Origin of the sequence: Brevundimonas poindexterae (genome assembly GCF_020524625.1) — a bacterium.
GTDB classification, from domain to species: domain Bacteria; phylum Pseudomonadota; class Alphaproteobacteria; order Caulobacterales; family Caulobacteraceae; genus Brevundimonas; species Brevundimonas poindexterae_A.
The window spans coordinates 207,353-226,905 of the sequence record NZ_JAIVLL010000002.1 but is presented as its reverse complement, the minus strand read 5'-3'; the positions used below and the strand labels follow the sequence as shown (position 1 = coordinate 226,905).

Below are 19,553 nucleotides of genomic sequence, written 5' to 3'. Positions count from 1 at the left end.
CCATAGCAGCGCGATCAGGCGTAGGAAGCGGCGCTTCTGCCAGAAGCATCGGCCCCCTCCACAAGGGCACGATGACGCCGCCGCTTCCTACGTATTTTGATTGTAGCGCGGGCTATCCCACGCTTCCTCAATCCTCGTCCATCTTGAGCGCGGCGATGAAGGCTTCCTGCGGGATTTCGACCTTGCCGAACTGGCGCATGCGCTTCTTGCCGGCCTTTTGCTTCTCCAGCAGCTTCTTCTTGCGGGTGGCGTCGCCGCCGTAGCATTTCGAGGTCACGTCCTTGCGGAGCGCGCGGACGGTTTCGCGGGCGATGATCTTGCCGCCGATGGCGGCCTGGATCGGGATCTGGAACAGATGGGGCGGGATCAGCTCCTTCATCTTTTCCACCATGCCGCGGCCGCGGGTCTCGGCGCGGGCGCGGTGCACCAGCATCGACAGGGCGTCGACCGGCTCGGCATTGACCAGGATGTTCATCTTGACCAGATCGCCGACCTTGTAGTCGGTCAGCTCGTAATCGAAGCTGGCATAGCCTTTCGAGATCGACTTCAGCCGGTCGTAGAAGTCGAAGACGACCTCGTTCAGCGGCAGCTCATAGACCACCAGGGCGCGGGCGCCGACATAGGACAGCTCGACCTGCTGGCCGCGGCGGTCCTGGCAGAGTTTGATGACGCCACCGAGGTACTCGTCGGGGGTCAGGATGGTGGCCTTGATCCACGGCTCCGAGATGGTCTCGATCTGCATGACGTCGGGCAGGTCGGCCGGGTTGTGCAGGTCGATCTCGGTGCCGTCGCGCAGGCCGATCTTGTAGACCACCGACGGGGCGGTCGCGATCAGGTCGAGGTTGAACTCGCGGCTGAGGCGCTCCTGGATGATCTCGAGGTGCAAAAGGCCGAGGAAGCCGCAGCGGAAGCCGAAGCCGAGGGCGGCACTGGATTCCATCTCATAGGTGAAGCTGGCGTCGTTCAGGCGCAGGCGGGCGATGGCGGCGCGCAGGTCCTCGAAGTCGGCCGCATCGACCGGGAACAGACCGCAAAAGACCACCGACTGGACTTCCTTGAAGCCCTTGAGCGGGGTGTCGGTGGGGCGCTTTTCGTCCGTGATGGTGTCGCCGACGGCGGCGTGGGCGACTTCCTTGATCTGGGCGGTGATGAAGCCGACCTCGCCCGGGCCGAGGCTCTCGACCGGGGTGTTCTTGGGCAGGAAGACGCCGACGCGGTCGACCAGATGGGTCGAGCCGTTCTGCATGAATTTGACGCGCTGGCCGGCGCGCAGGTGTCCGTCGAAGACCCGGACCAGCAGGATCACGCCGAGGTAGGGGTCGTACCAGGCGTCGACCAGCATGGCCTTGAGCGGGGCGTCGGGGTCGCCCTTGGGGGCCGGCAGGCGGGTGACGATGGCCTCCAGCACGTCCTCGATGCCGATGCCGGACTTGGCCGAACAGAGGACGGCGTCCGAGGCGTCGATGCCGATCACATCCTCGATCTGTTCGCGGACCCGCTCGGGCTCGGCCGCCGGCAGGTCGATCTTGTTCAGGACCGGGACGATCTCGTGGTCGTTATCGATGGCCTGATAGACGTTCGCGAGGGTCTGGGCCTCGACCCCCTGCGACGCATCGACCACCAGGATCGAACCTTCACAGGCGGCCAGCGAGCGGGAGACCTCATAGGCGAAGTCGACGTGGCCGGGCGTGTCCATCAGGTTCAGGACGTAATCCAGCCCGTCCTTCGCCTTGTAGTGCAGGCGCACGGTCTGGGCCTTGATGGTGATCCCGCGCTCCTGCTCGATCTCCATATTATCAAGCACCTGTTCCCGCATTTCGCGCGCGGTCAGCCCCCCGGTGAACTGGATCAACCGGTCGGAAAGCGTTGATTTTCCATGATCAATGTGCGCAACGACGGAGAAGTTGCGGATGCGGTCGATCGGCGGAGTCGGGGGCTGGGTGCTCATGCTGCGGCGCGGTTAGCACGAGGGCATGCGGACGCCAACACGCCGGGGCCGCACGCGCCCGGCGCCGGGCAGGATTACATCCTCGTAAAGGTCAAGGTTGCGTTTGAGAACGAGCCGGGAACAGGGTATAGCCGCCCTCCGGCTTGCGGCCTTGTGCCATGCGTCTGTCACGCATCGTCGCCATAGGGTCAGGGAGCCACGCACAGGGGATATGGACGTGAGATCAATGCTGAAGCCGGTGGTTGCCGCCCTTGCCATGCTGGGACTGGCGACGCTGGCGGCCTGCGGGGGCCATGGCGAGGACGAGAAGGGCAAGGACGGCGCCACGCCCGTGGCCGGTCAGACCGTCACTGTGACCACGGTCAATCAGGTCGATCTGCCGCGGACGCTCTCGGTGTCGGGCACGGTCTCGGCCTGGGAAGAGGTGCCGGTCGGCGCCGAGACCGGCGGGCTGGTCGCCACGGCCGTCTATGTCGACGAGGGCAGCTATGTCCGCCAAGGCCAGGTGCTGGTCAAGCTGAACGACGACGTCCTGCGCGCCCAGCTGGCGCAACAGGATGCCTCTGTCGCCTCGGCCGAGGCGCTGGTCGCGCAGCAGGATGCCGCGCTGGAGCGCGCCCGCGAACTGCGCGAGCGCGGCTATCTGAGCCAGGCGGCGCTGGACACGGCCCAGGCCAACCAGCGTACGGCCGCGGCCCAGCTGGCGGCCGCCCGGGCGGCGCGTTCGGAAACCGCGACCCGTCTGGACCAGACCAATATCCGCGCGCCGGTCGCCGGCCGCGTCATCAGCCGCAATGTGACGCGTGGCCAGATCGTCCAGCCGGGTACCGAGCTGTTCCGGCTGGTTCGGGACGGGCGGCTTGAGCTGGATGCCCAGGTGCCGGAGGCCGATCTGGCGCTGGTGCGCCCTGGCATGACGGCTGTCGTGACGGCGGATCAGGCGAGCGGCCCGACCGGCGGTCGCGTGCGCATCGTGACGCCCGAGGTCGACCCCCAGACCCGTCTGGGCGTGGCCCGGATCGCGCTGAACAGCGGGACCTCGCTGAAGAGCGGCATGTTCGCCCGGGCCGAGATCGCCCTCGGTCAGCTGCCGGCGCTCGTGGTGCCGTCGGAGGCCGTGATCTATCGCGAGGGTCAGGCGGGTGTGTACGTGCTGGGCAATAATTCCACCGTGCGCTTTGTGCAGGTGCGGACCGGCGCGCGCGAGGGCGACAATGTCGTCATCGAAAGTGGCCTCGAGGCCGGCCAGCGGATTGTGGTCAAGGGCGCGGGCTTCCTCGCCGACGGAGACCAGGTGACGGTGGCTCCCGCAACGGCCCCGGCCCGGGCGGCGGCGGCTGACGCCCCGGCGGCACGCTGAGGCCCGGTCGATGAACTTCAACAACATCTCGGCGGCGTCGATCCGGAACCCGATTCCGGTCGTGCTGCTGTTCATCATCCTGACGATTGCCGGGGTGCTGAGCTACTTCAAGCTGCCGGTGAACAATTTCCCGAACGTCGACCTGCCGGTCGTGGCGGTCACCGTGGTCCAGTCGGGCGCGGCGCCGACCGAGCTGGAAACCCAGGTCACGCGTCTGGTCGAGGACGCGGTGGCCGGACTGGGCGAGGTGGACGACATCACCTCGACGGTCAATGACTCGGTCTCGACCACGGCCATCACCTTCCAGCTGGGCGTCGATCTGGAAAAGGCGACCAATGATGTGCGCAACGCCATCGCCGGTATCCGCCAAAACCTGCCGGCGGATGTGCAGGAGCCGATCGTCCAGAGGATCGAGTTCACCCAGATTCCGATCGCGACCTATGTGGTGCGCGCGCCGGGCATGAACCCTGAAGAGCTGAGCTGGTTCGTCGACAACACCGTGGCCAAGCGACTGCTGTCGATCGAGGGCGTCAGCCAGGTCAGTCGGGACGGCGGCGTCAGCCGCGAGATCCGCATCAAGCTGGACCCGGCCAAGCTGGCGGCCCAAGGCGTGACGGCGGCGGCGGTGTCGAACCAGCTTCGCGGGTCCAACATCAATCTGCCCGGCGGACGCGGCGAGATCGGCGGCGAGGAACAGGCGATCCGTACCGTGGGCTCGGCCCAGTCGGTCGAGGCCCTGCGCGAAACCCTGATCCCGGTCGGCAACCGCTCGGTGCGGCTGGGCGATCTGGGCGAGGTGGTGGACGAATGGTCCGAACCCCGCGGTCGCGCGCGCTACAACGGCGCCGAGGTGGTGGGCTTCAGCCTCAGCCGGTCCAAGGGCTCGTCGGAGCTGGACGTCTATCGCACAACCCAGAAGGCGATCGCGGCGCTCGATGAGGAACTCGACAATGTCACCATCGAGGAGGTGACCAACACCACCTCGGACGTGATCAACAACTTCCACGCCTCGGTCGAGGCGCTGCTGCTGGGCGCGGGCCTGGCGGTGCTGGTGGTGTTTGTCTTCCTGCGCGACTGGCGGGCGACGCTGATCGCGGCGGTGGCCATGCCCATGTCGCTGATTCCGACCTTCTGGATCATGGACCTGACCGGTCAGTCGCTGAACGTGGTGACCCTGCTGGCCCTGTCGCTGACCATCGGCATTCTGGTCGATGACGCGATCGTGGAGATCGAGAACATCGTCCGGCACATACGGGACGGCAAGGCGCCCTATCCGGCGGCCATCGAGGCCGCTGACGAGATCGGTCTGGCGGTGATCGCGACCACGGCAACCCTGCTGGCGGTGTTTGCCCCGACCGGCTTCATGCCCGGCGTGGTGGGCCAGTTCTTCAAGAGTTTCGCCATCGCCGCCTGCGTCAGCGTCTTCTTCTCTCTGGTGGTGGCGCGAACGCTCACGCCGCTGATGGGCGCCTATATGCTCAAGCGCGACCAGGGCAAGGAGCACGGTGACCCGGCCTGGATGAGGCAGTATCTGGTCATGGTCGACTGGGTGCTGAATGACTTCCGCAAGAAGGGCGAGGATCCGAAGGGACGCTTCACCCACCGCGTCCTGCGCCGCTTCGGCGACCACCGACTGTGGGTGATGGGCGGCGGCCTGCTGTTCCTTATTGCCTCAATTTTTCTCGCAACCCGGCTGCCGTTCGAATTCATCCCGGCCGAGGATGTCTCGCGCTCCAGCATCACCATCCAGCTGCCGCCGGGCTCGACCCTGGCCGAGACCGATGCTGTGGCGCAGCGCGTCAATGACGCCCTGCTGGAACGGCCCGAGGTGAAGTCCGTCTATTCCTCGGTCGGTTCGGCCTCGGTCAGCTTCGGCCCCGGCGGCGGCGGCTCGGCCGGTGAGGTCCGCAAGGCCAACATCACCGTCAATCTGGTCAAGCGCAGCGAGCGCTCGCTGCGCCAGCAGGCCTTCGAGCAGGAGATGGGGCCGGTGCTGCGCTCCATTCCCGGCGCGCGCGTCCAGTTCGGTGCCGACGGTCAGGGCAGCCAGGTCTCGATCCAGCTGGTCGGCGACGATGGCGAGACACTGGAAGAAGCCGCGTCGGCGGTCGAACGCCAGATGCGCGAAATCGACGGCCTGACCAACGTCATTTCCTCGGCGGCGCTGGTGCGTCCTGAGATCCTGATCACGCCCAAGGGCGATGTCGCCGCCCTGCAGGGCGTGGCCTCGTCGGACATCAGCTCGGTCGCGCGCGTCGCGACCCTGGGCGATGCCGACCAGCTGCTGCCCAAATTCAATCTGGGCGACCGCCAGATCCCCATCCGCGTCATGCTGCGCGAGGAGGCCCGGAGCGATCTGGGCATTCTGGAGAATCTGCGGGTGCCGACCGCGTCCGGCGCCTCGGTGCCCCTGACGTCGGTAGCCGACATCTCGTTCGGGGCGGGGCCCAACCAGATCGACCGTCTGGACCGCAAGCGCGTGGCCACCCTGACGGCCGAGCTGAACGGGATCACCCTGGGACAGGCCTCGACGCGGGTGAACGAACTGCCGGCCATGAAGAACCTGCCCGCGGGCGTAACCCAGGCGGTGTCGGGCGAGCTGGAGAATCTTCAGGAAACCGGCATCGGCTTCATGTTCGCCATCGTGACCGGCATCCTGTTGATGTATGTCGTGCTGGTGCTGCTGTTCCGCAGCTTCTTCCACCCGATCACCATTCTGGCGGCCCTGCCCGTATCGTTCGGCGGCGCCTTCTTCCTGCTGCTGATCACCGGCAAGTCCCTGTCGATGCCCGCCCTGATCGGCATCATCATGCTGACCGGCATTGCGGCCAAGAACTCCATCCTGCTGGTCGACTACGCCATCATTGCCATGAAGAACGGGCTGAACCGGCGCGAGGCCATTATCGACGCGGCCCACAAGCGGGCGCGACCGATCATCATGACCACCCTCGCCATGGGGCTGGGTATGTTGCCGATCGCGCTGGCGTTCGGCGAAGGCACCGAGTTCCGCAGCCCGATGGCGATCGCGGTAATCGGGGGTCTGATCACCTCGACCGGTCTGTCGCTGATCTTCATTCCGGCGGCCTTCAGCCTGATCGATGGTGTGAAGACGCGGCTGGAGCGAGTTCTGGAACGGACATTCGGCGGCCAGCGCGAGGGGTGAGGGCATCCGATGCGGTGATCGAGGCGTATAGAAGCCGTCACCGCAGTACGGAGCACACCTCATGAGCCTGTCCGACACAGCCTGGCTGCTGGCCGGAAACCTGTTGATGGTGGTCGCGGCCATGACCCTGCTGTGGGGGGTGGCGGTCCGCATCCGCGATGTCAGCTTCATCGACGCGGTCTGGCCGATGGCCATGCTGTTCCTGGCGCTGGTCACCTGGCCCCGGACAGAGGGCGATGCGCTGCGTTCGGCCCTGCTGGTCGGACTGTGCGCCGCCTGGGCGCTCCGTCTGGGGGTTCACCTGTTCCTGCGCTGGCGCGCCCATGGCGAGGACCGGCGCTATACCGATCTGATCGGCCGCCAGATGAAGACCGGCAAGAGTTGGCCGCTGGTCGCCCTGCTGTTCGTCTTCCTGCCGCAGGCGGTGCTGGCCTGGCTGACGTCGCTTCCGGTGCAGCTGGGGCAGGTGGCCGACACGCCTGCCGTCGGCTGGCTTGGCTGGGCCGGGGTGGCCCTGTTCGTCGTTGGGCTGGCGTTCGAGACGATCGGGGATGCGCAGCTGGCGGCCTTCCGCCGGGATCCGTCGACCACGGGACAGGTGCTGGACACCGGCCTGTGGCGCTACACCCGGCATCCGAACTACTTCGGCGACGCCTGCGTCTGGTGGGGTCTGTATCTGATCGCGGCCGAGACAGGGCCGGGGCTGGCCGCCATACTGGGGCCGATCTTCCTGACCTTCACCCTGACCAAATGGTCCGGGATAGGCATCACCGAAAAGAGCATCCACAGCTCACGGCCCGGCTATGCCGACTATGTGCGCCGGACCAGTGCCTTCATCCCCTGGCCGCCGAAATCATCCTGACCCTTCACGCCTGACCCTTCGCTCATGGAAAAGGCCCCGCCGGGGGGGATGGCGGGGCCTTCTCCGAAGGATGAGGCGGGGGGCATGACTCCCCCGCCGATCCGGAGGCTTAGTTGCCGTCCTGCTGAGCCATGCTCGGCGAGGTGTTCGGCGTGTTCTCGGTGGTCATGCCACCGTCAGCATTGCCGGCTTCCTGCTCGATACGGTCGGCTTCGGCGTTCAGAGCGGTTTCCTGCTCTTCGGTCGGAGCGGCCGCAGCCTGTTCTTCCAGGGCGTCGGCTTGACGCTCGGCAGCGGCGTCCTCGGCGCTTTCGCCGCAAGCAGCAACGCCCAGCAGGGCAACGGCGGACAGCGAGGCCAAAATCATCTTACGCATGGGAGTTTTCCTTCCTCAGTTGAGACCACCCAAACGTCACAATGTGGCAATCGGTTCACGCCGCCGTGATGAGAATTTTATCCGTCGGCCCGGCAGGCCACATGAGCGGCCCCCAGAAGGGCGGCCTGTTTGTGCAGGATCACCCATGTCGGGATGGCCTTCATATAGGGGGTGAACCGGCCCTTCTGCTCGAATCGTTCGCGGAAGGGACTGGCCTCGAGGAAGTCGAGGATGCGCGGCGCGATCCCGCCGGCAACATAGACCCCGCCGCGTGCCCCGGTGGTCAGGGCGATGTCCCCGGCGACCGAGCCCAGGATGGCGCAGAAACGGGCCAGGGTGGCGCCGCACGGTCCGCGCGGATCTTCTAGCGCCGACCGGGTGATCTCGGCCGGATCGTCGATGGAGGTGGGGCGGTCGTCGATCTCGGCCAGCGCCCGGTGCAGATTGACCAGGCCCGGTCCGCAGATCAGCCGCTCGATCGAGACGCGGCTGTACCGCCGGCGGAGCAGACGCAGCACCTCGTCCTCCAGCGCGTCGGAGGGCGCGAAGTCGACGTGACCGCCCTCGGAGGCCATCGCGACGGAAGAGCCCCAGCGATCCCGTGCCAGGGCCGAGACTCCGAAGCCGGTGCCCGGGCCGAGCACCGCCAGGGTCTGCTGCGGGTCACCCGTCCCGGGGCCACCCAGATGCGCCAGCTCCGGCCCCTCGATCAGGGGGGCCGCCCAGGCGAGGGCCTCGAAGTCATTGATCAGCCGGATCGGGCCGACACCCAGGCTGGCCAGTTCCGCCTCGGACACACGCCAGGGGGAGTTGGTCAGGTCGATGAAGCCGTCGGTCACCGGCCCCGCGACGGCGATCACCCCGCCGTTCGGTCGCGCGTCGCAGCCGTCCAGAAACGCGCGTACGCCGTCCAGAAAGGTGGGGTGGGTTTCGGCGGGAAAGCTCTCGTGATGCTCGACCCGGGGGCGACCGTCGACCATGCGGGTCAGGGCAAAGCGCGCATTGGTGCCGCCGACGTCGCCGACGAGATGCAGATGATCTTCCGAGGCCGGCATTCAGGCGTCCACCGTGCGGTCGACCACATTGGGGTCGGGAGGGGTGTCGGTGCCGGGCGGTCCGGCGGGCGGCTGGGCGAACACCACGGATGCGCCTTCCTCGGCGGATCCGACCACATGGCGGAAGGCGCCGAACAGTTCACGACCGTAGCCCCAGGACGCGGTCTGCAGGCTGGCCTCGGTCCGCGGAGCGCAGGGGCGCTCGCCAAAGTCCGGACAGCCCACGACGGTCAGTTCACCCTTGTCAGGGTCGAGGCGGATGATGTCGCCGTCCCGCACGCGGGCGATCGGCCCACCGGCCAGGGCTTCGGGGCTCAGGTGGATGGCGGCCGGTGTCTTGCCCGACGCGCCGGACATGCGACCGTCGGTGACGAAGGCGACCTTGAAGCCCCGGTCCTGGATCACGCTCAACGCGGGCGACAGGCTGTGCAGTTCGGGCATGCCGTTCGCCTTGGGGCCCTGGAAGCGCAGGACCACCACGACGTCGCGATCCAGCTGGCCCTGTTTGAAGGCCTCCAGCGCCGCCTCCTGGCTGTCGAACACGGCGGCGGGGGCCTCGACCACCCGGTGCTCGGGCTTGACGGCCGAGACCTTGATGACGGCCCGGCCCAGCGCGCCCTGCACGAGTCGCAGTCCGCCGTCCTTCTGGAAGGGATCGGAGACAGGGCGGAGGATGTCGGGGTCGAGGCTCTCGCTGACGCCGTCGCGCCAGACCAGCTGGCCGTCCTCGTCCAGAACCGGCTCCTGATAATAGGCCTTGAGGCCCTCGCCCATGACGGTGGTGACATCGGTGTGCAGATGCCCGCTCTCGGCCAGTTCGCGCACCACGAAGGCGACGCCGCCGGCGGCCTGGAAGGCGTTCACATCGGCCGATCCGTTCGGATAGACGCGCGCCAGCAGCGGCGTGCAGCTGCTCAGCTCGTCCAGATCGGTCCAGTCGATAAGCACGCCCGCCGACCGGGCCATGGCGACGAGGTGGATGGCGTGGTTGGTCGAGCCGCCGGTGGCCAGCAGGGCGATGATGGCGTTGATGATCGACTTCTCGTCGACCACCCGGCTCATGCGGCCCTCGCCCGAGCGGGCCAGTTCGACGGCCCGCTTCGCCGCCGCCGCGGTCAGGGCGTCCCTGAGGCCGGTGTCCGGGTGGACGAAGGCGGTCGAGGGCAGGTGCAGGCCGATCACCTCCATCATCATCTGGTTGGAGTTGGCCGTGCCGTAGAAGGTGCAGGTGCCCGGCGAGTGATAGCTGGCGACCTCGCTTTCCAGCAGGGTGGGGCGATCCACCTTGTTCTGGGCGTAAAGGGCGCGCACCCGGGCCTTTTCCGCATTGGGAATGCCGCTGGGCATGGGGCCGGCGGGCGCGAAGACGACCGGCAGGTGGCCAAAGGCCAGCGAGCCCATGAACAGGCCCGGCACGATCTTGTCGCACACGCCGAGGCAGAGGGCGGCGTCAAAGGCATCGTGCGTCAGGGCCACAGCGGTCGACATGGCGATCACGTCGCGGCTGAACAGCGACAGCTCCATGCCCGGCCGGCCCTGGGTCACGCCGTCGCACATGGCGGGGGTGCCGCCCGCGACCTGGGCGGTGGCATTCACCTCGCGCACGGCCTGACGGACGATGTCGGGGAAGCGCTCGAACGGCTGATGGGCCGACAGCATGTCGTTGTAGGCGGTGACGATGCCCAGGTTCGGCTGGCTGCCCGACATGGCATTCAGCTTGTCCTTGACCGGCGCTCCGGCAAAGGCGTGGGCCCAGTTGGCGCAGCTCAGCTTGGCGCGGCCGGGCCGGTTGGTCGCGGCGTCGTCCATGCGGCGCAGATAGTCGGCGCGGGTGTCACGGCTGCGGGCAATGATGCGATCGGTGACCGCACGCAGGGTGGGGTGGAGGTCGGTCATGCGGACTCCTCCGTCCATAGGATTTGCAGGTGGGGAATGTGGGCGGCGAGGGCCGCGACAGGGACGATGGCGGGGTCACCCATGACCTGGTCCTCGAACACGCGGCGCTTGGCCGATCCGGTCAGGGCCATGACGACCGTGTCGCAGCGCATCAGCCACGGCAGGTTCATCGACAGCCGTTCGCGACTGGGGGCCATGCCGTCGCGTCCCGCCGGCACGCCGAGGACGGCAGGCGACAGGGTCGGGGTCAGGAGGGTTTTCAGCGTCGGGCTCTCGGGGAACATCGACAGGATGTGCCCGTCCTCGCCCATGCCCAAGAGGGCCGCATCCAGCCGGTCGGTAGCGGCGTTGAGCGCCCGGGTGGCGACGGCGGCGGCACGATCGACCGTCAGGGCGGCGCTGTGCAGCGGGATGAAGTCCGCTTTGCCGGGGCCGACCGGCAGGCTGGTCTTGAGCAGGGTTGCGTTCGACTCGGGCGAACTCTCGGGCACATGGCGCTCATCGACCAGGGTCACGGTGACGCGGCTCCAGTCCAGATCGGCCTCGCGCATCGCGGCATAGACCGGTCCGGGGGTGGAGCCGCCCGATCCGGCGAAGATCGCGCGCGGGCGCTCGGTCAGGGCATTGGCCAGCGCGCCGGTCATCCGCTCGGCGCAGGCCGTGGCCCATTTCGCGGGCGAGGCAAAGGTTTCGATCTCAACGCTCATGACTGCTCCAGCGACGGCCCGTGCGGGACAGCAGCAGGTCGGCGGCCTCGGGGCCCCAGCTGCCGCCTTCGTAGGGCTCGACCTTCATTGCCGCGCCGTCCCAGGCATCGGAGACCTCGTCGACCCATTTCCAGGCCTCTTCCGCTTCGTCCCGCCGCACGAACAGGGTGGAGTCCCCGGCCATGGCGTCCAGCAGCAGCCGCTCATAGGCGATGCGACGGCGCGGCGGACTGGCCTTGCGGTCGTTGTGCCCCCACGACAGGCTCATGGTGATGGGCTGAAGCTGCATGCGTTGATCGAGGCCGGGCTGCTTGTTCATCACCTCGAGGGAAATGTCCTCGTCCGGCTGGAGTTCAATGATCATCCGGTTCGGCTGGATCGCGCCGCGATAGCTGGATCCGTCACGACCGAAGATCGAATGGGGCACCGGCTTGAACTGGATGACGATCTCGGTGCGCTTCTCGGCCATGCATTTGCCGGTGCGCATGAAGAAGGGCACGCCCGCCCAGCGCCAGTTGTCGATGTCGGCGCGGATGGCGACAAAGGTCTCGGTGTCGGTCGGGGCACCCCGCTCGCTGACGTAATCCGTGTACTGCCCCCGGGTGGTGACGCGACCGGCCTCCTCGACCGTGATCGGCCGAAGCGAGCGCAGCACCTTGACCTTCTCGTTGCGCACCGAGTCCGCGTCGATGTTGGACGGCGGCTCCATGGCCACGAGACACAGCAGCTGCAGCATGTGATTCTGCAGCATGTCGCGCAAGGCGCCGTACTCGTCATAGTAGGGCCAGCGGTCCCCCACAGCGACGGTCTCGGCCACGGTGATCTGCACATGGTCGATGGTCAGATTGTTCCACAGCGGCTCAAAGATGGTGTTGCCGAAGCGCAGGGCGATCAGGTTCTGGACCGTCTCCTTGCCCAGATAGTGGTCGATGCGGAACACCTGCCGCTCGTCGAACACGGCCGAGACAGCGTCGTCGATCTCGCGGAAGCTCTCCAGATCGCGGCCGACGGGCTTTTCCAGCACGATCCGGGTGTCCGGACCGGCCAGCCCTGCGGCGTGCATGGCCGGCACGATCCGACCGTAGAGCGAGGGCGAAACAGCCATGAAAGCGGTTACAGAGCCGTCCCCGGTTTTCGCCTTCAGCGCCTTCAGCTCATCTGCGCTGGTGGCGTCCAGTGCCACATAATCCAGCCGGGCGGCCAGCCGGGTCCAGGTGTCGTCGGACCAGACGTCGTCAGACTTGGCGCGGGGCTCGACCGAGGCCCGCACGCGCTCGATGTAGGCGTCGCGGGTCTCGTCCGACCGGGCGGCGGCGATGATCTTCAGGTCCGGGTCGAGCAGGCCGTCGTGGTCCAGGAAGTACAGGGACGGCAGCAGCATGCGGAGCGCCAGGTCTCCACCTCCGCCGAACAGTATCAGGGCCGACATTCGCCTCTCCGTCTCTTCGTCCGGGCGCACCGGCCGAAAGGGGCGCGCCGTCAGACAGGGTTCTTGGCCGCTTCGGCCCGCCGGGCCAACACGTCGAGCACGTCCTGAAACACCATGTGACGCGTCTTGAGCAGAACGAACAGGTGATAGATGAGGTCCGCCGCCTCATTCGCAAGCTCTTCGGTGTCGCCTACGGCCCCGGCCAGCGCCACTTCCACGCCCTCTTCGCCGACCTTTTGCGCGGCGCGTTTGGGACCCTCGGCCATCAGGCGGGCGGTCCAGCTGGTCTCGGGATCGGCGGACGCGCGCTGGTCGATGGTGGCTTCCAGCCGGCCGAGGCGGCCCAGCCCCGGGGCGTCCTCCTCGCCGAAGCAACTGATGCGGTTCAGGTGACAGGCATTGCCGACCGGCCGGACCTTCAGCACCAGGGCGTCGCCGTCGCAGTCGGGGGTGATCGAGACGACATGCAGCCGGTCGCCCGAGGTCTCGCCCTTGCGCCACCGCCCGCCGCGCGACCGCGAGAAGAAGGTCGCCTCGCCGCTCGCCTGCGTCTCCTCCAGGGCGGCTGGGTCCATATAGGCGAGTGTGAGCACCTGAAGCGTCGCGGCGTCCTGCACCACCACCGGAATCAGGCCGCCGCCCTTGTCGAAATCAAGCATGTCGGGGGTGAGGGTCACAGCCTGATCTCCTGTCCGGCGTCGGCGAGATAGCGTTTGAGGTCCGGGATGGCGATGGCCCCCGTGTGGAACACGCTGGCCGCCAGCGCGCCCGAGACATCGGCCTGTTCAAACACCTCGCGGAAGTGGTCGGTCGCCCCGGCCCCGCCCGAGGCGACCAGCGGAATGGTCAGTCGCTCGCGCGCGGCCTTCAGCTGGGCGATGTCATAGCCCTTCCGGACGCCGTCCTGGTCCATGACGTTCAGCACGATCTCGCCCGCGCCCAGCGCCTCGGCCTCGAGGATCCAGTCGAGGGTGCGGCGGCCCGTGCGCTTCGTGGCCGACGGATCGCCCGTGAACTGGTGCACCTGCCACTCGCCGTCGATGATGCGGCTGTCGACGCCGACCACCACACACTGGCGCCCCAGCCGCTCGGCCATCTGGGTGATCAGTCCGGGCCGCGCCAGCGCCCGCGAGTTGACCGAGACCTTGTCGGCGCCGTGGTCGAGACAGCGGGCGGCCTGATCGGCGTCGGCGATGCCTCCGGCCACACAGAAGGGGATGTCCAGATCGCGCGCGATGTCGGCGATCCAGCCATAGTCGAGGGTGCGGCCCTCCGGGCTGGCGGTGATGTCGTAGAAGACCAGCTCATCGGCCCCCTGATCGCGATAGCGCAGGGCGAGTTCGACCGCATCGCCCATGTCGACATGGCCCTCGAAGCGCACGCCCTTGACCACCCGGCCGTCCTTGACGTCGAGGCAGGGGATGATGCGCCGCGCGGTCATCGCACGGCCTCAAGCGCCTGTTCGACAGTGAAACGGCCCTCATAGAGGGCGCGGCCGATGATGGCCCCGTCGCAGCCGGCGTCGCGCGCGGCCGTCAGGTCGGCGGTTGCGGCCACCCCGCCCGAGGCCTGCACCTTCAGGTCCGGACGGCGCCGGACGATCTCGGCCAGCAGGTCGATATTGGGCCCGGTCAGGGCGCCGTCTCGACCGATGTCGGTGACCAGCAGGTGGCGGAAGACTCCTTCGGGATAGAGGTCAAGCACGGCCCACAGGTCGAGCGGCGCGGCCTCGGTCCAGCCCTTGAGTGCGGGCACAATCCCCGTGTCGGTGACGCGCACGTCCAGCGCCAGCGTCAGGGCCTCGGGCCCCAGATCCTCCAGCCAGCCGCGCACGGTGTCGGGTGCGGTGACGGCCAGCGAGCCGACCACCACCCGGGCCACGCCCGCATCCCGCAGGCGCACGACATCCTCGCGTGTGCGCACCCCGCCGCCGGACTGGATGCGGGCGCGTCCGGTCCCGGCCAGTCGCGACAGGGTCTCGTGCTGGACCGCGCGACCGGCCTCGGCCCCGTCCAGATCGACGATGTGCACCCAGTCGGCCCCGGCCTCGGCAAAGGCATTCAGGCGCGCGACCGGATCGGCGTCATAGCGGGTCACCTGGTCAAAGCGGCCGTGCATCAGCCGCACGCAGACGCCGTCCTTCAGGTCGATGGCGGGATAGAGGATCATGCGTCGATCGCCAGAAAGTTCGAGAGGATGCGGGCGCCGGTCGTCGACGACCGCTCGGGGTGGAACTGGCAGCCCCAGCGGTTGCCCTGCCGCACCATGGCCGGGAAGGGGGTGCCGTGGCGGGCGCGGGCGAGCGTCGCCGGACCGTCGGGACAGGCAAAGCCGTGCACGAAATAGACGTAGGCCCCGTCCTCGACACCCTCGGTCAGCGGATCGTCGGCCAGATCGGACAGGGCCGACCAGCCCATGTGCGGCACCGTCAGACCCGGCCCGGGCGTGAGCGGGATCACCTGTCCGGGGATCAGGCCCAGCAGGGGCACGTCCCCCTCGGCGCTGCTTTCGAACAGCAGCTGCTGGCCGAGGCACAGGCCGATCAGCGGGCGGGGAAAGGCGCGGATCGGATCGCTGAGGCCCCGCGCATCCAGCCGGCGCATGGCCCAGGCGGCCGCCCCCACACCGGGCAGCACCAGTCGCTCGGCCTCGTTGATGCCGGCGGCGTCCGACACGCGGCGCACCCGTGCCCCCAGCCGTTCGAAGGCGAACTGCACCGAGGCCAGATTGCCCGCGCCGTAATCCAGAAGCGCAACCTCGGTCACAGCACACCCTTGGTCGAGGGGACGGCGTCGCCCTCGATGCGGATCGCCTGACGGAGCGCCCGCCCGAAAGCCTTGTAGACGGCCTCGGTCTTGTGGTGGTCGTCGTCGCCGGTCACCGAGACATGGATGGCGGCCCCCAGATGCTCGGCCAGTGAGCGGAACACATGGGCCGTCAGATCGGTGCGGTAGTCGCCGATGAAGGGGGTCGCGAACGTCCCCTCGAACACCGGATAGGGGCGGCCCGACAGGTCGATCGAGACCGTCGCATTGGCCTCGTCCATCGGCAGGACGAAGCCGTACCGGGCGATGCCGCGCCGTTCGCCCAGCGCCTGTTTCAGGGCCTGCCCCAGGGCGATGGCCGAGTCCTCGATCGTGTGATGCGGGTCGGTGTGCAGGTCGCCCTCACAGGCGAGACGCAGCGAAAAGCCGCCGTGGGCCGCCACCTGTTCCAGCATGTGATCGAAGAAGCCGACGCCGGTGGTGATCGAGACCGGGCCGGTCGCGTCCAGATCGACGGCGCACACGATGCGGGTCTCCTTTGTATCGCGCACGGCCTGTCCGGTCCGGTTCGGCCGGGCCTGCGCCGGGGCCAGATCCAGGGCAGCCAGCAGGCGGTCGTTGATGTCCGCGCGCGCCGACACCGGCAGGCGCAGCCGCTCGCCGGCCGTCTCCGCCGGAATACCGAACCGGGCGAGCGCCGCCCGCACGTCGGCGGGATCGGCCGGGCGCACCATCAGTACGGGGCCTACACCGGGCTCGACCGGCATGTCGCGGCCGAGCGCCTTCGTCAGCCGCGCCCGCTCCCGGACCGTGGCCGCGATGCGCTCGCGGGTCTCGATCAGGCGCGACGGGTCAATCGCCTGCAGCGCCAGTCGCACGCACATTTCGGGCAGGGCATAGGGTTCGAGCACGGAGGCCAGCCGTTGCAGTGTCGCGGCCTGTCCCAGTGCGGCGCCGACGCGGGCGCCCGCCAGTCCATAGGCGAGCGACAGGCTTCGCAGCACGACCAGATTGGCCTGATCGGCGATGACGGTGGCGGCGGAGGGGGTCTCGGCGAACTCGGCCAGGCCCTCGTCGACCACCAGCAGAGCCGGGGCCACACGGGCCGCCATCTCGGCCACGGCCTCGGGCGAGCCGAGGGCGCGCACGATCACCACGCCGGGACGGGCCCCGGAACCCGGGCGCGCATAGAGGTCGGCCAGGGTCCGGAAGGGCTCGGCCTGCGGGGCTTCGACGGATTGTCCGGCGCGGGCAGCCAGCCGGAAGGCCAGCTCCAGCCCGTGGGTCACGCCCCGGACGGGCAGGACCTGATCGGGGGCGACGCCGTAAAGCGCGGCCATGCGCGCGGCGAGGGCGCCGGGACGGACGGGATAGCGGTCCAGTCCGTCGCCGCCGCTGACCAGCGGGGCGAAGGGGGCGGGCAGGTTCTTCATGCGCCGGTCCTCAGATCCGCCGCGCGGGCGTGGGCCTCCAGACCCTCCAGCCGGGCGAGGCGCGCGGCGATCGGGGCAAGCGCGGCGGCGCCCGCTTCGGACACCGACTGCACCGACATGGACGTCATGAAGCTGGCGGTGGTGATGCCGCCCAGCGTCCGCGCCCCGCCGTCGGTCGGCAGGACGTGGCTGGGCCCGGCGGCATAGTCGCCGAGCGTCTCGGCCGCATAAGTGCCGACGAAGATGGCGCCTGCGGCGGTGATACGGTCGACCAGCTTTTCCGCATCCAGCGTCTGCAGCGCCAGGTGTTCGGGGCCGTACAGGTTGGCGACGGCGCGAGCCTGCTCCAGATCGGCGACGCGAATGGCGCGGCCCTCGGCCAGCGAGCGACGGGCGATGTCCGCGCGCGGCAGGGTCTGCAACTGGTCCTCGACCGCCTCCAGAATGGCGCCGATGGCGCCCCGGCTGTTCGACACCAGCAGCACCTGGGCGTCGGCATCGTGCTCGGCCTGGCTGAGCAGGTCGGCGGCGGCGATCTCCGGATCAGCACTGGAATCGGCGATGACCATCAGCTCGGACGGTCCGGCGGGCATGTCGACCGCAGGTCCGCCGGGCAGGGCGTTCGCCTGCTTCTTGGCCTCGGCGACCCAGGCGTTGCCCGGTCCGAACAGCTTGTCGACGGGCGTGATCTCGCCATCGTCAAAGGTCGCGCCAAAGGTCAGGGCGGCGATGGCCTGGGCCCCGCCGATCAGCCACAGGGCGTCCAGCCCGGCCTCATCCGCCGCCACAATCATGGCCGGGTGGACTCCGCCGTCCTTGGCAGGAGGCGTCACGGCCACCCGGCGCGCGACACCGGCGACGCCCGCCGGAATGGCCTGCATCAGCAGGGAGGAAAACAGCGGCGCGCTGCCGCCCGGGACATAGAGGCCCGCCGAGGCGATGGGCCGCCACACCAGCCTGGATCGCACCCCCGGCGTGGTCTCGACCCAGCCGGTGTCCTCGGGCCGGGTGGCCTGATGGAAGATGCGGACGTTCTCGGCGGCGATGCGCAGCGCGCGGGTGTCGGCCGGCGGCAGGGACGCGCGGGCCTCGCGCACGACATCGGGCGTGAGGGCGATGCGCCGGGGGGCGGCCCCGTCCAGCTTCAGGCTCCAGTCGGTGACGGCCGCCGCGCCGCGCGCCTGCACATCCTCAAAGATTGCGCGCACCGTATCGCTGACACGCATTTCGGTGCGTTGCGCCGGGCGGGCAAGCGCATCGCGTTGCTCCTCGACGGAGAGGGTCGTCCAGTCGATCTGACGCATCACATCATCTTCTCGATGGGCAGGACCAGAATGGACGAAGCGCCCTCGGCCTTGAGCCGCTCCAGCGTCTCCCAGAAGACGGCCTCCTGACAGACGGCGTGGACGGCGACCGCATCATCGCGGCCCGACAACGGCATGACGGTTGGCGACTCCGAACCCGGGAGCAGGGCGGTGATCCGGTCCAGCGCGGCGCGCGGGGCGTTCAGCATGACGTATTTGGCGTCCTGCGAGGCCACCACCCCGCCGATGCGCGTGATCAGGTTTTCGAGCAGCGGCTCCAGCGTGTCCTCGACCGGCTGGGGCGAACGGATCAGGACCGCCTGGCTCTCGAACACCGTGTCGAGCGGCACCAGACCATTGGCCTCCAGCGTGGCGCCGGTCGACACCAGGTCACAGATGGCCGAGGCCAGCTTCAGGCGCGGGGCGACCTCGACCGCGCCGCGCATGGTGACCACCCCGGCGTCGATCCCGTGCGCCGTCAGCCAGCGGCCGAGAATGCGCGGATAGCTGGTCGCCAGCCTGAGGCCGTTCAGGGACACGGGACCGACATAGGGCAGGCTCTCGGGCGCCGCGATCTTCAGCGTGCAGCGGCCAAAGCCCAGCGGCATGACCACCTCGGCCAGCGGACCGCCGTTGCGGGCCTCTTCCAGCACATTCTCGCCCACGATGCCGAGGTCGCAGACGCCGTCGGCGACAAAGGTCGGGATGTCGTCGTCGCGCACGCGCAGCAGGTCGACCGGCGCATTCTCGACCTTGTAGAGCAGGTCATTGTTGCCCTTGATGACACGGAGGCCCGCATTGCGGATCAGGTCGAGGCTGCGCTCGGCCAGACGACCGGATTTCTGTACGGCGATGCGAAGTCGCCCCTGAACCTTGCTCACGCGGATACTCCGGACTGTCGGTCAAGCACCAGGCGGTAGCCCTGGTGCGGCATTTCCTTGAGGAAGCGGGCCACCCGCACGACCGTGGTCGGGCTGGCCTGGGCCTCGGCGGCGATCTCGCGATAGGACTTGCCGCCCGCGTCCAGCAGGCGCGCCACCTGCCAGCGCTCGGCGAAGGCGCGCACCTCTGCGGGCGTGCACAGGTCGGCGAGGAAGGCATCGACCTCCTCGCGTGACTTCAGGCTCAACAGGGCGTCGTACAGGTCCAGCCGGCTGCGGGCCGCGGCGGCGGCATTGGGGGGAAGGGCATCGGTCATGGCGCGTTCCACTATGCTGTAACAGTGGAACGGTCAAGCGGTATCGCCCTGCCTATG

17 protein-coding genes are annotated in these 19,553 nt (G+C 68.6%); 3 read left to right on the top strand and 14 right to left on the bottom strand.

The genetic code is table 11. The features are described 5' to 3' along the window. Window positions 1-127 precede the first annotated feature (127 nt). Window positions 128-1,948, bottom strand: coding sequence for a translation elongation factor 4 (gene lepA, locus LC068_RS07320; protein ID WP_226635877.1), 1,821 nt, complete (start codon window positions 1,946-1,948; stop codon window positions 128-130). Between the two features lie 211 nt (window positions 1,949-2,159). Between lepA and LC068_RS07315 the strand changes: the two genes are divergently transcribed. The 3 genes from LC068_RS07315 to LC068_RS07305 all read left to right on the top strand — a co-directional run bounded on the left by LC068_RS07315 (window position 2,160) and on the right by LC068_RS07305 (window position 7,333). Continuing rightward, on the top strand, window positions 2,160-3,308 hold the full coding sequence (locus tag LC068_RS07315; RefSeq protein ID WP_226635875.1) for an efflux RND transporter periplasmic adaptor subunit: 1,149 nt from the start codon (window positions 2,160-2,162) through the stop codon (window positions 3,306-3,308). Window positions 3,309-3,318: 10 nt separating this feature from the next. After that, complete coding sequence (locus tag LC068_RS07310; RefSeq protein WP_226635873.1) at window positions 3,319-6,471, top strand: efflux RND transporter permease subunit; 3,153 nt, start codon at window positions 3,319-3,321, stop codon at window positions 6,469-6,471. A gap of 61 nt (window positions 6,472-6,532) precedes the next feature. After that, window positions 6,533-7,333, top strand: a complete 801-nt coding sequence (locus LC068_RS07305; protein ID WP_226635871.1) for a DUF1295 domain-containing protein — start codon at window positions 6,533-6,535, stop codon at window positions 7,331-7,333. Between the two features lie 109 nt (window positions 7,334-7,442). Here the strand turns inward: LC068_RS07305 and LC068_RS07300 are convergent, their stop codons facing one another. The 13 genes from LC068_RS07300 to LC068_RS07240 form a co-directional block, all read right to left on the bottom strand. After that, window positions 7,443-7,709 (bottom strand): hypothetical protein, encoded by a 267-nt coding sequence (locus LC068_RS07300; RefSeq protein ID WP_226635870.1) that lies wholly within the window; start codon window positions 7,707-7,709, stop codon window positions 7,443-7,445. Between the two features lie 77 nt (window positions 7,710-7,786). Next, the gene (gene glk, locus LC068_RS07295) at window positions 7,787-8,764 is read right to left on the bottom strand and encodes a glucokinase (protein WP_226635869.1); all 978 of its coding nucleotides are present in this window, start codon (window positions 8,762-8,764) and stop codon (window positions 7,787-7,789) included. Next, complete coding sequence (gene edd / locus LC068_RS07290) at window positions 8,765-10,660, bottom strand: phosphogluconate dehydratase (RefSeq protein ID WP_226635868.1); 1,896 nt, start codon at window positions 10,658-10,660, stop codon at window positions 8,765-8,767. It lies immediately after the preceding gene. Next, the gene (gene pgl, locus LC068_RS07285; RefSeq protein ID WP_226635867.1) at window positions 10,657-11,367 is read right to left on the bottom strand and encodes a 6-phosphogluconolactonase; all 711 of its coding nucleotides are present in this window, start codon (window positions 11,365-11,367) and stop codon (window positions 10,657-10,659) included. Before pgl ends, edd begins: the two co-directional genes overlap by 4 nt. Further along, on the bottom strand, window positions 11,357-12,796 hold the full coding sequence (zwf, locus tag LC068_RS07280) for a glucose-6-phosphate dehydrogenase (RefSeq protein ID WP_226635866.1): 1,440 nt from the start codon (window positions 12,794-12,796) through the stop codon (window positions 11,357-11,359). Before zwf ends, pgl begins: the two co-directional genes overlap by 11 nt. Window positions 12,797-12,846: 50 nt before the next feature. After that, window positions 12,847-13,455 carry a bifunctional phosphoribosyl-AMP cyclohydrolase/phosphoribosyl-ATP diphosphatase HisIE gene (gene hisIE / locus LC068_RS07275; protein WP_226637050.1) on the bottom strand — a complete coding sequence of 203 codons (609 nt, stop codon included), beginning with the start codon at window positions 13,453-13,455 and terminating at the stop codon, window positions 12,847-12,849. Between the two features lie 14 nt (window positions 13,456-13,469). Continuing rightward, window positions 13,470-14,237, bottom strand: a complete 768-nt coding sequence (gene hisF / locus LC068_RS07270) for an imidazole glycerol phosphate synthase subunit HisF (protein ID WP_226635865.1) — start codon at window positions 14,235-14,237, stop codon at window positions 13,470-13,472. After that, on the bottom strand, window positions 14,234-14,965 hold the full coding sequence (locus LC068_RS07265; protein WP_226635863.1) for a 1-(5-phosphoribosyl)-5-[(5-phosphoribosylamino)methylideneamino] imidazole-4-carboxamide isomerase: 732 nt from the start codon (window positions 14,963-14,965) through the stop codon (window positions 14,234-14,236). The genes hisF and LC068_RS07265 overlap by 4 nt, the downstream gene beginning before the upstream one ends. Continuing rightward, window positions 14,962-15,561, bottom strand: a complete 600-nt coding sequence (hisH, locus tag LC068_RS07260; protein ID WP_226635861.1) for an imidazole glycerol phosphate synthase subunit HisH — start codon at window positions 15,559-15,561, stop codon at window positions 14,962-14,964. The genes LC068_RS07265 and hisH overlap by 4 nt, the downstream gene beginning before the upstream one ends. Next, window positions 15,558-16,994 carry an imidazoleglycerol-phosphate dehydratase HisB gene (hisB, locus tag LC068_RS07255; protein WP_226635859.1) on the bottom strand — a complete coding sequence of 479 codons (1,437 nt, stop codon included), beginning with the start codon at window positions 16,992-16,994 and terminating at the stop codon, window positions 15,558-15,560. Before hisB ends, hisH begins: the two co-directional genes overlap by 4 nt. Beyond that, window positions 16,991-18,298, bottom strand: a complete 1,308-nt coding sequence (hisD, locus tag LC068_RS07250) for a histidinol dehydrogenase (protein ID WP_226635857.1) — start codon at window positions 18,296-18,298, stop codon at window positions 16,991-16,993. Before hisD ends, hisB begins: the two co-directional genes overlap by 4 nt. Next, window positions 18,298-19,179, bottom strand: coding sequence for an ATP phosphoribosyltransferase (hisG, locus tag LC068_RS07245; RefSeq protein WP_226635855.1), 882 nt, complete (start codon window positions 19,177-19,179; stop codon window positions 18,298-18,300). Before hisG ends, hisD begins: the two co-directional genes overlap by 1 nt. Next, window positions 19,176-19,496, bottom strand: coding sequence for a YerC/YecD family TrpR-related protein (locus LC068_RS07240; RefSeq protein ID WP_226635853.1), 321 nt, complete (start codon window positions 19,494-19,496; stop codon window positions 19,176-19,178). The genes hisG and LC068_RS07240 overlap by 4 nt, the downstream gene beginning before the upstream one ends. Window positions 19,497-19,553: the final 57 nt, after the last annotated feature.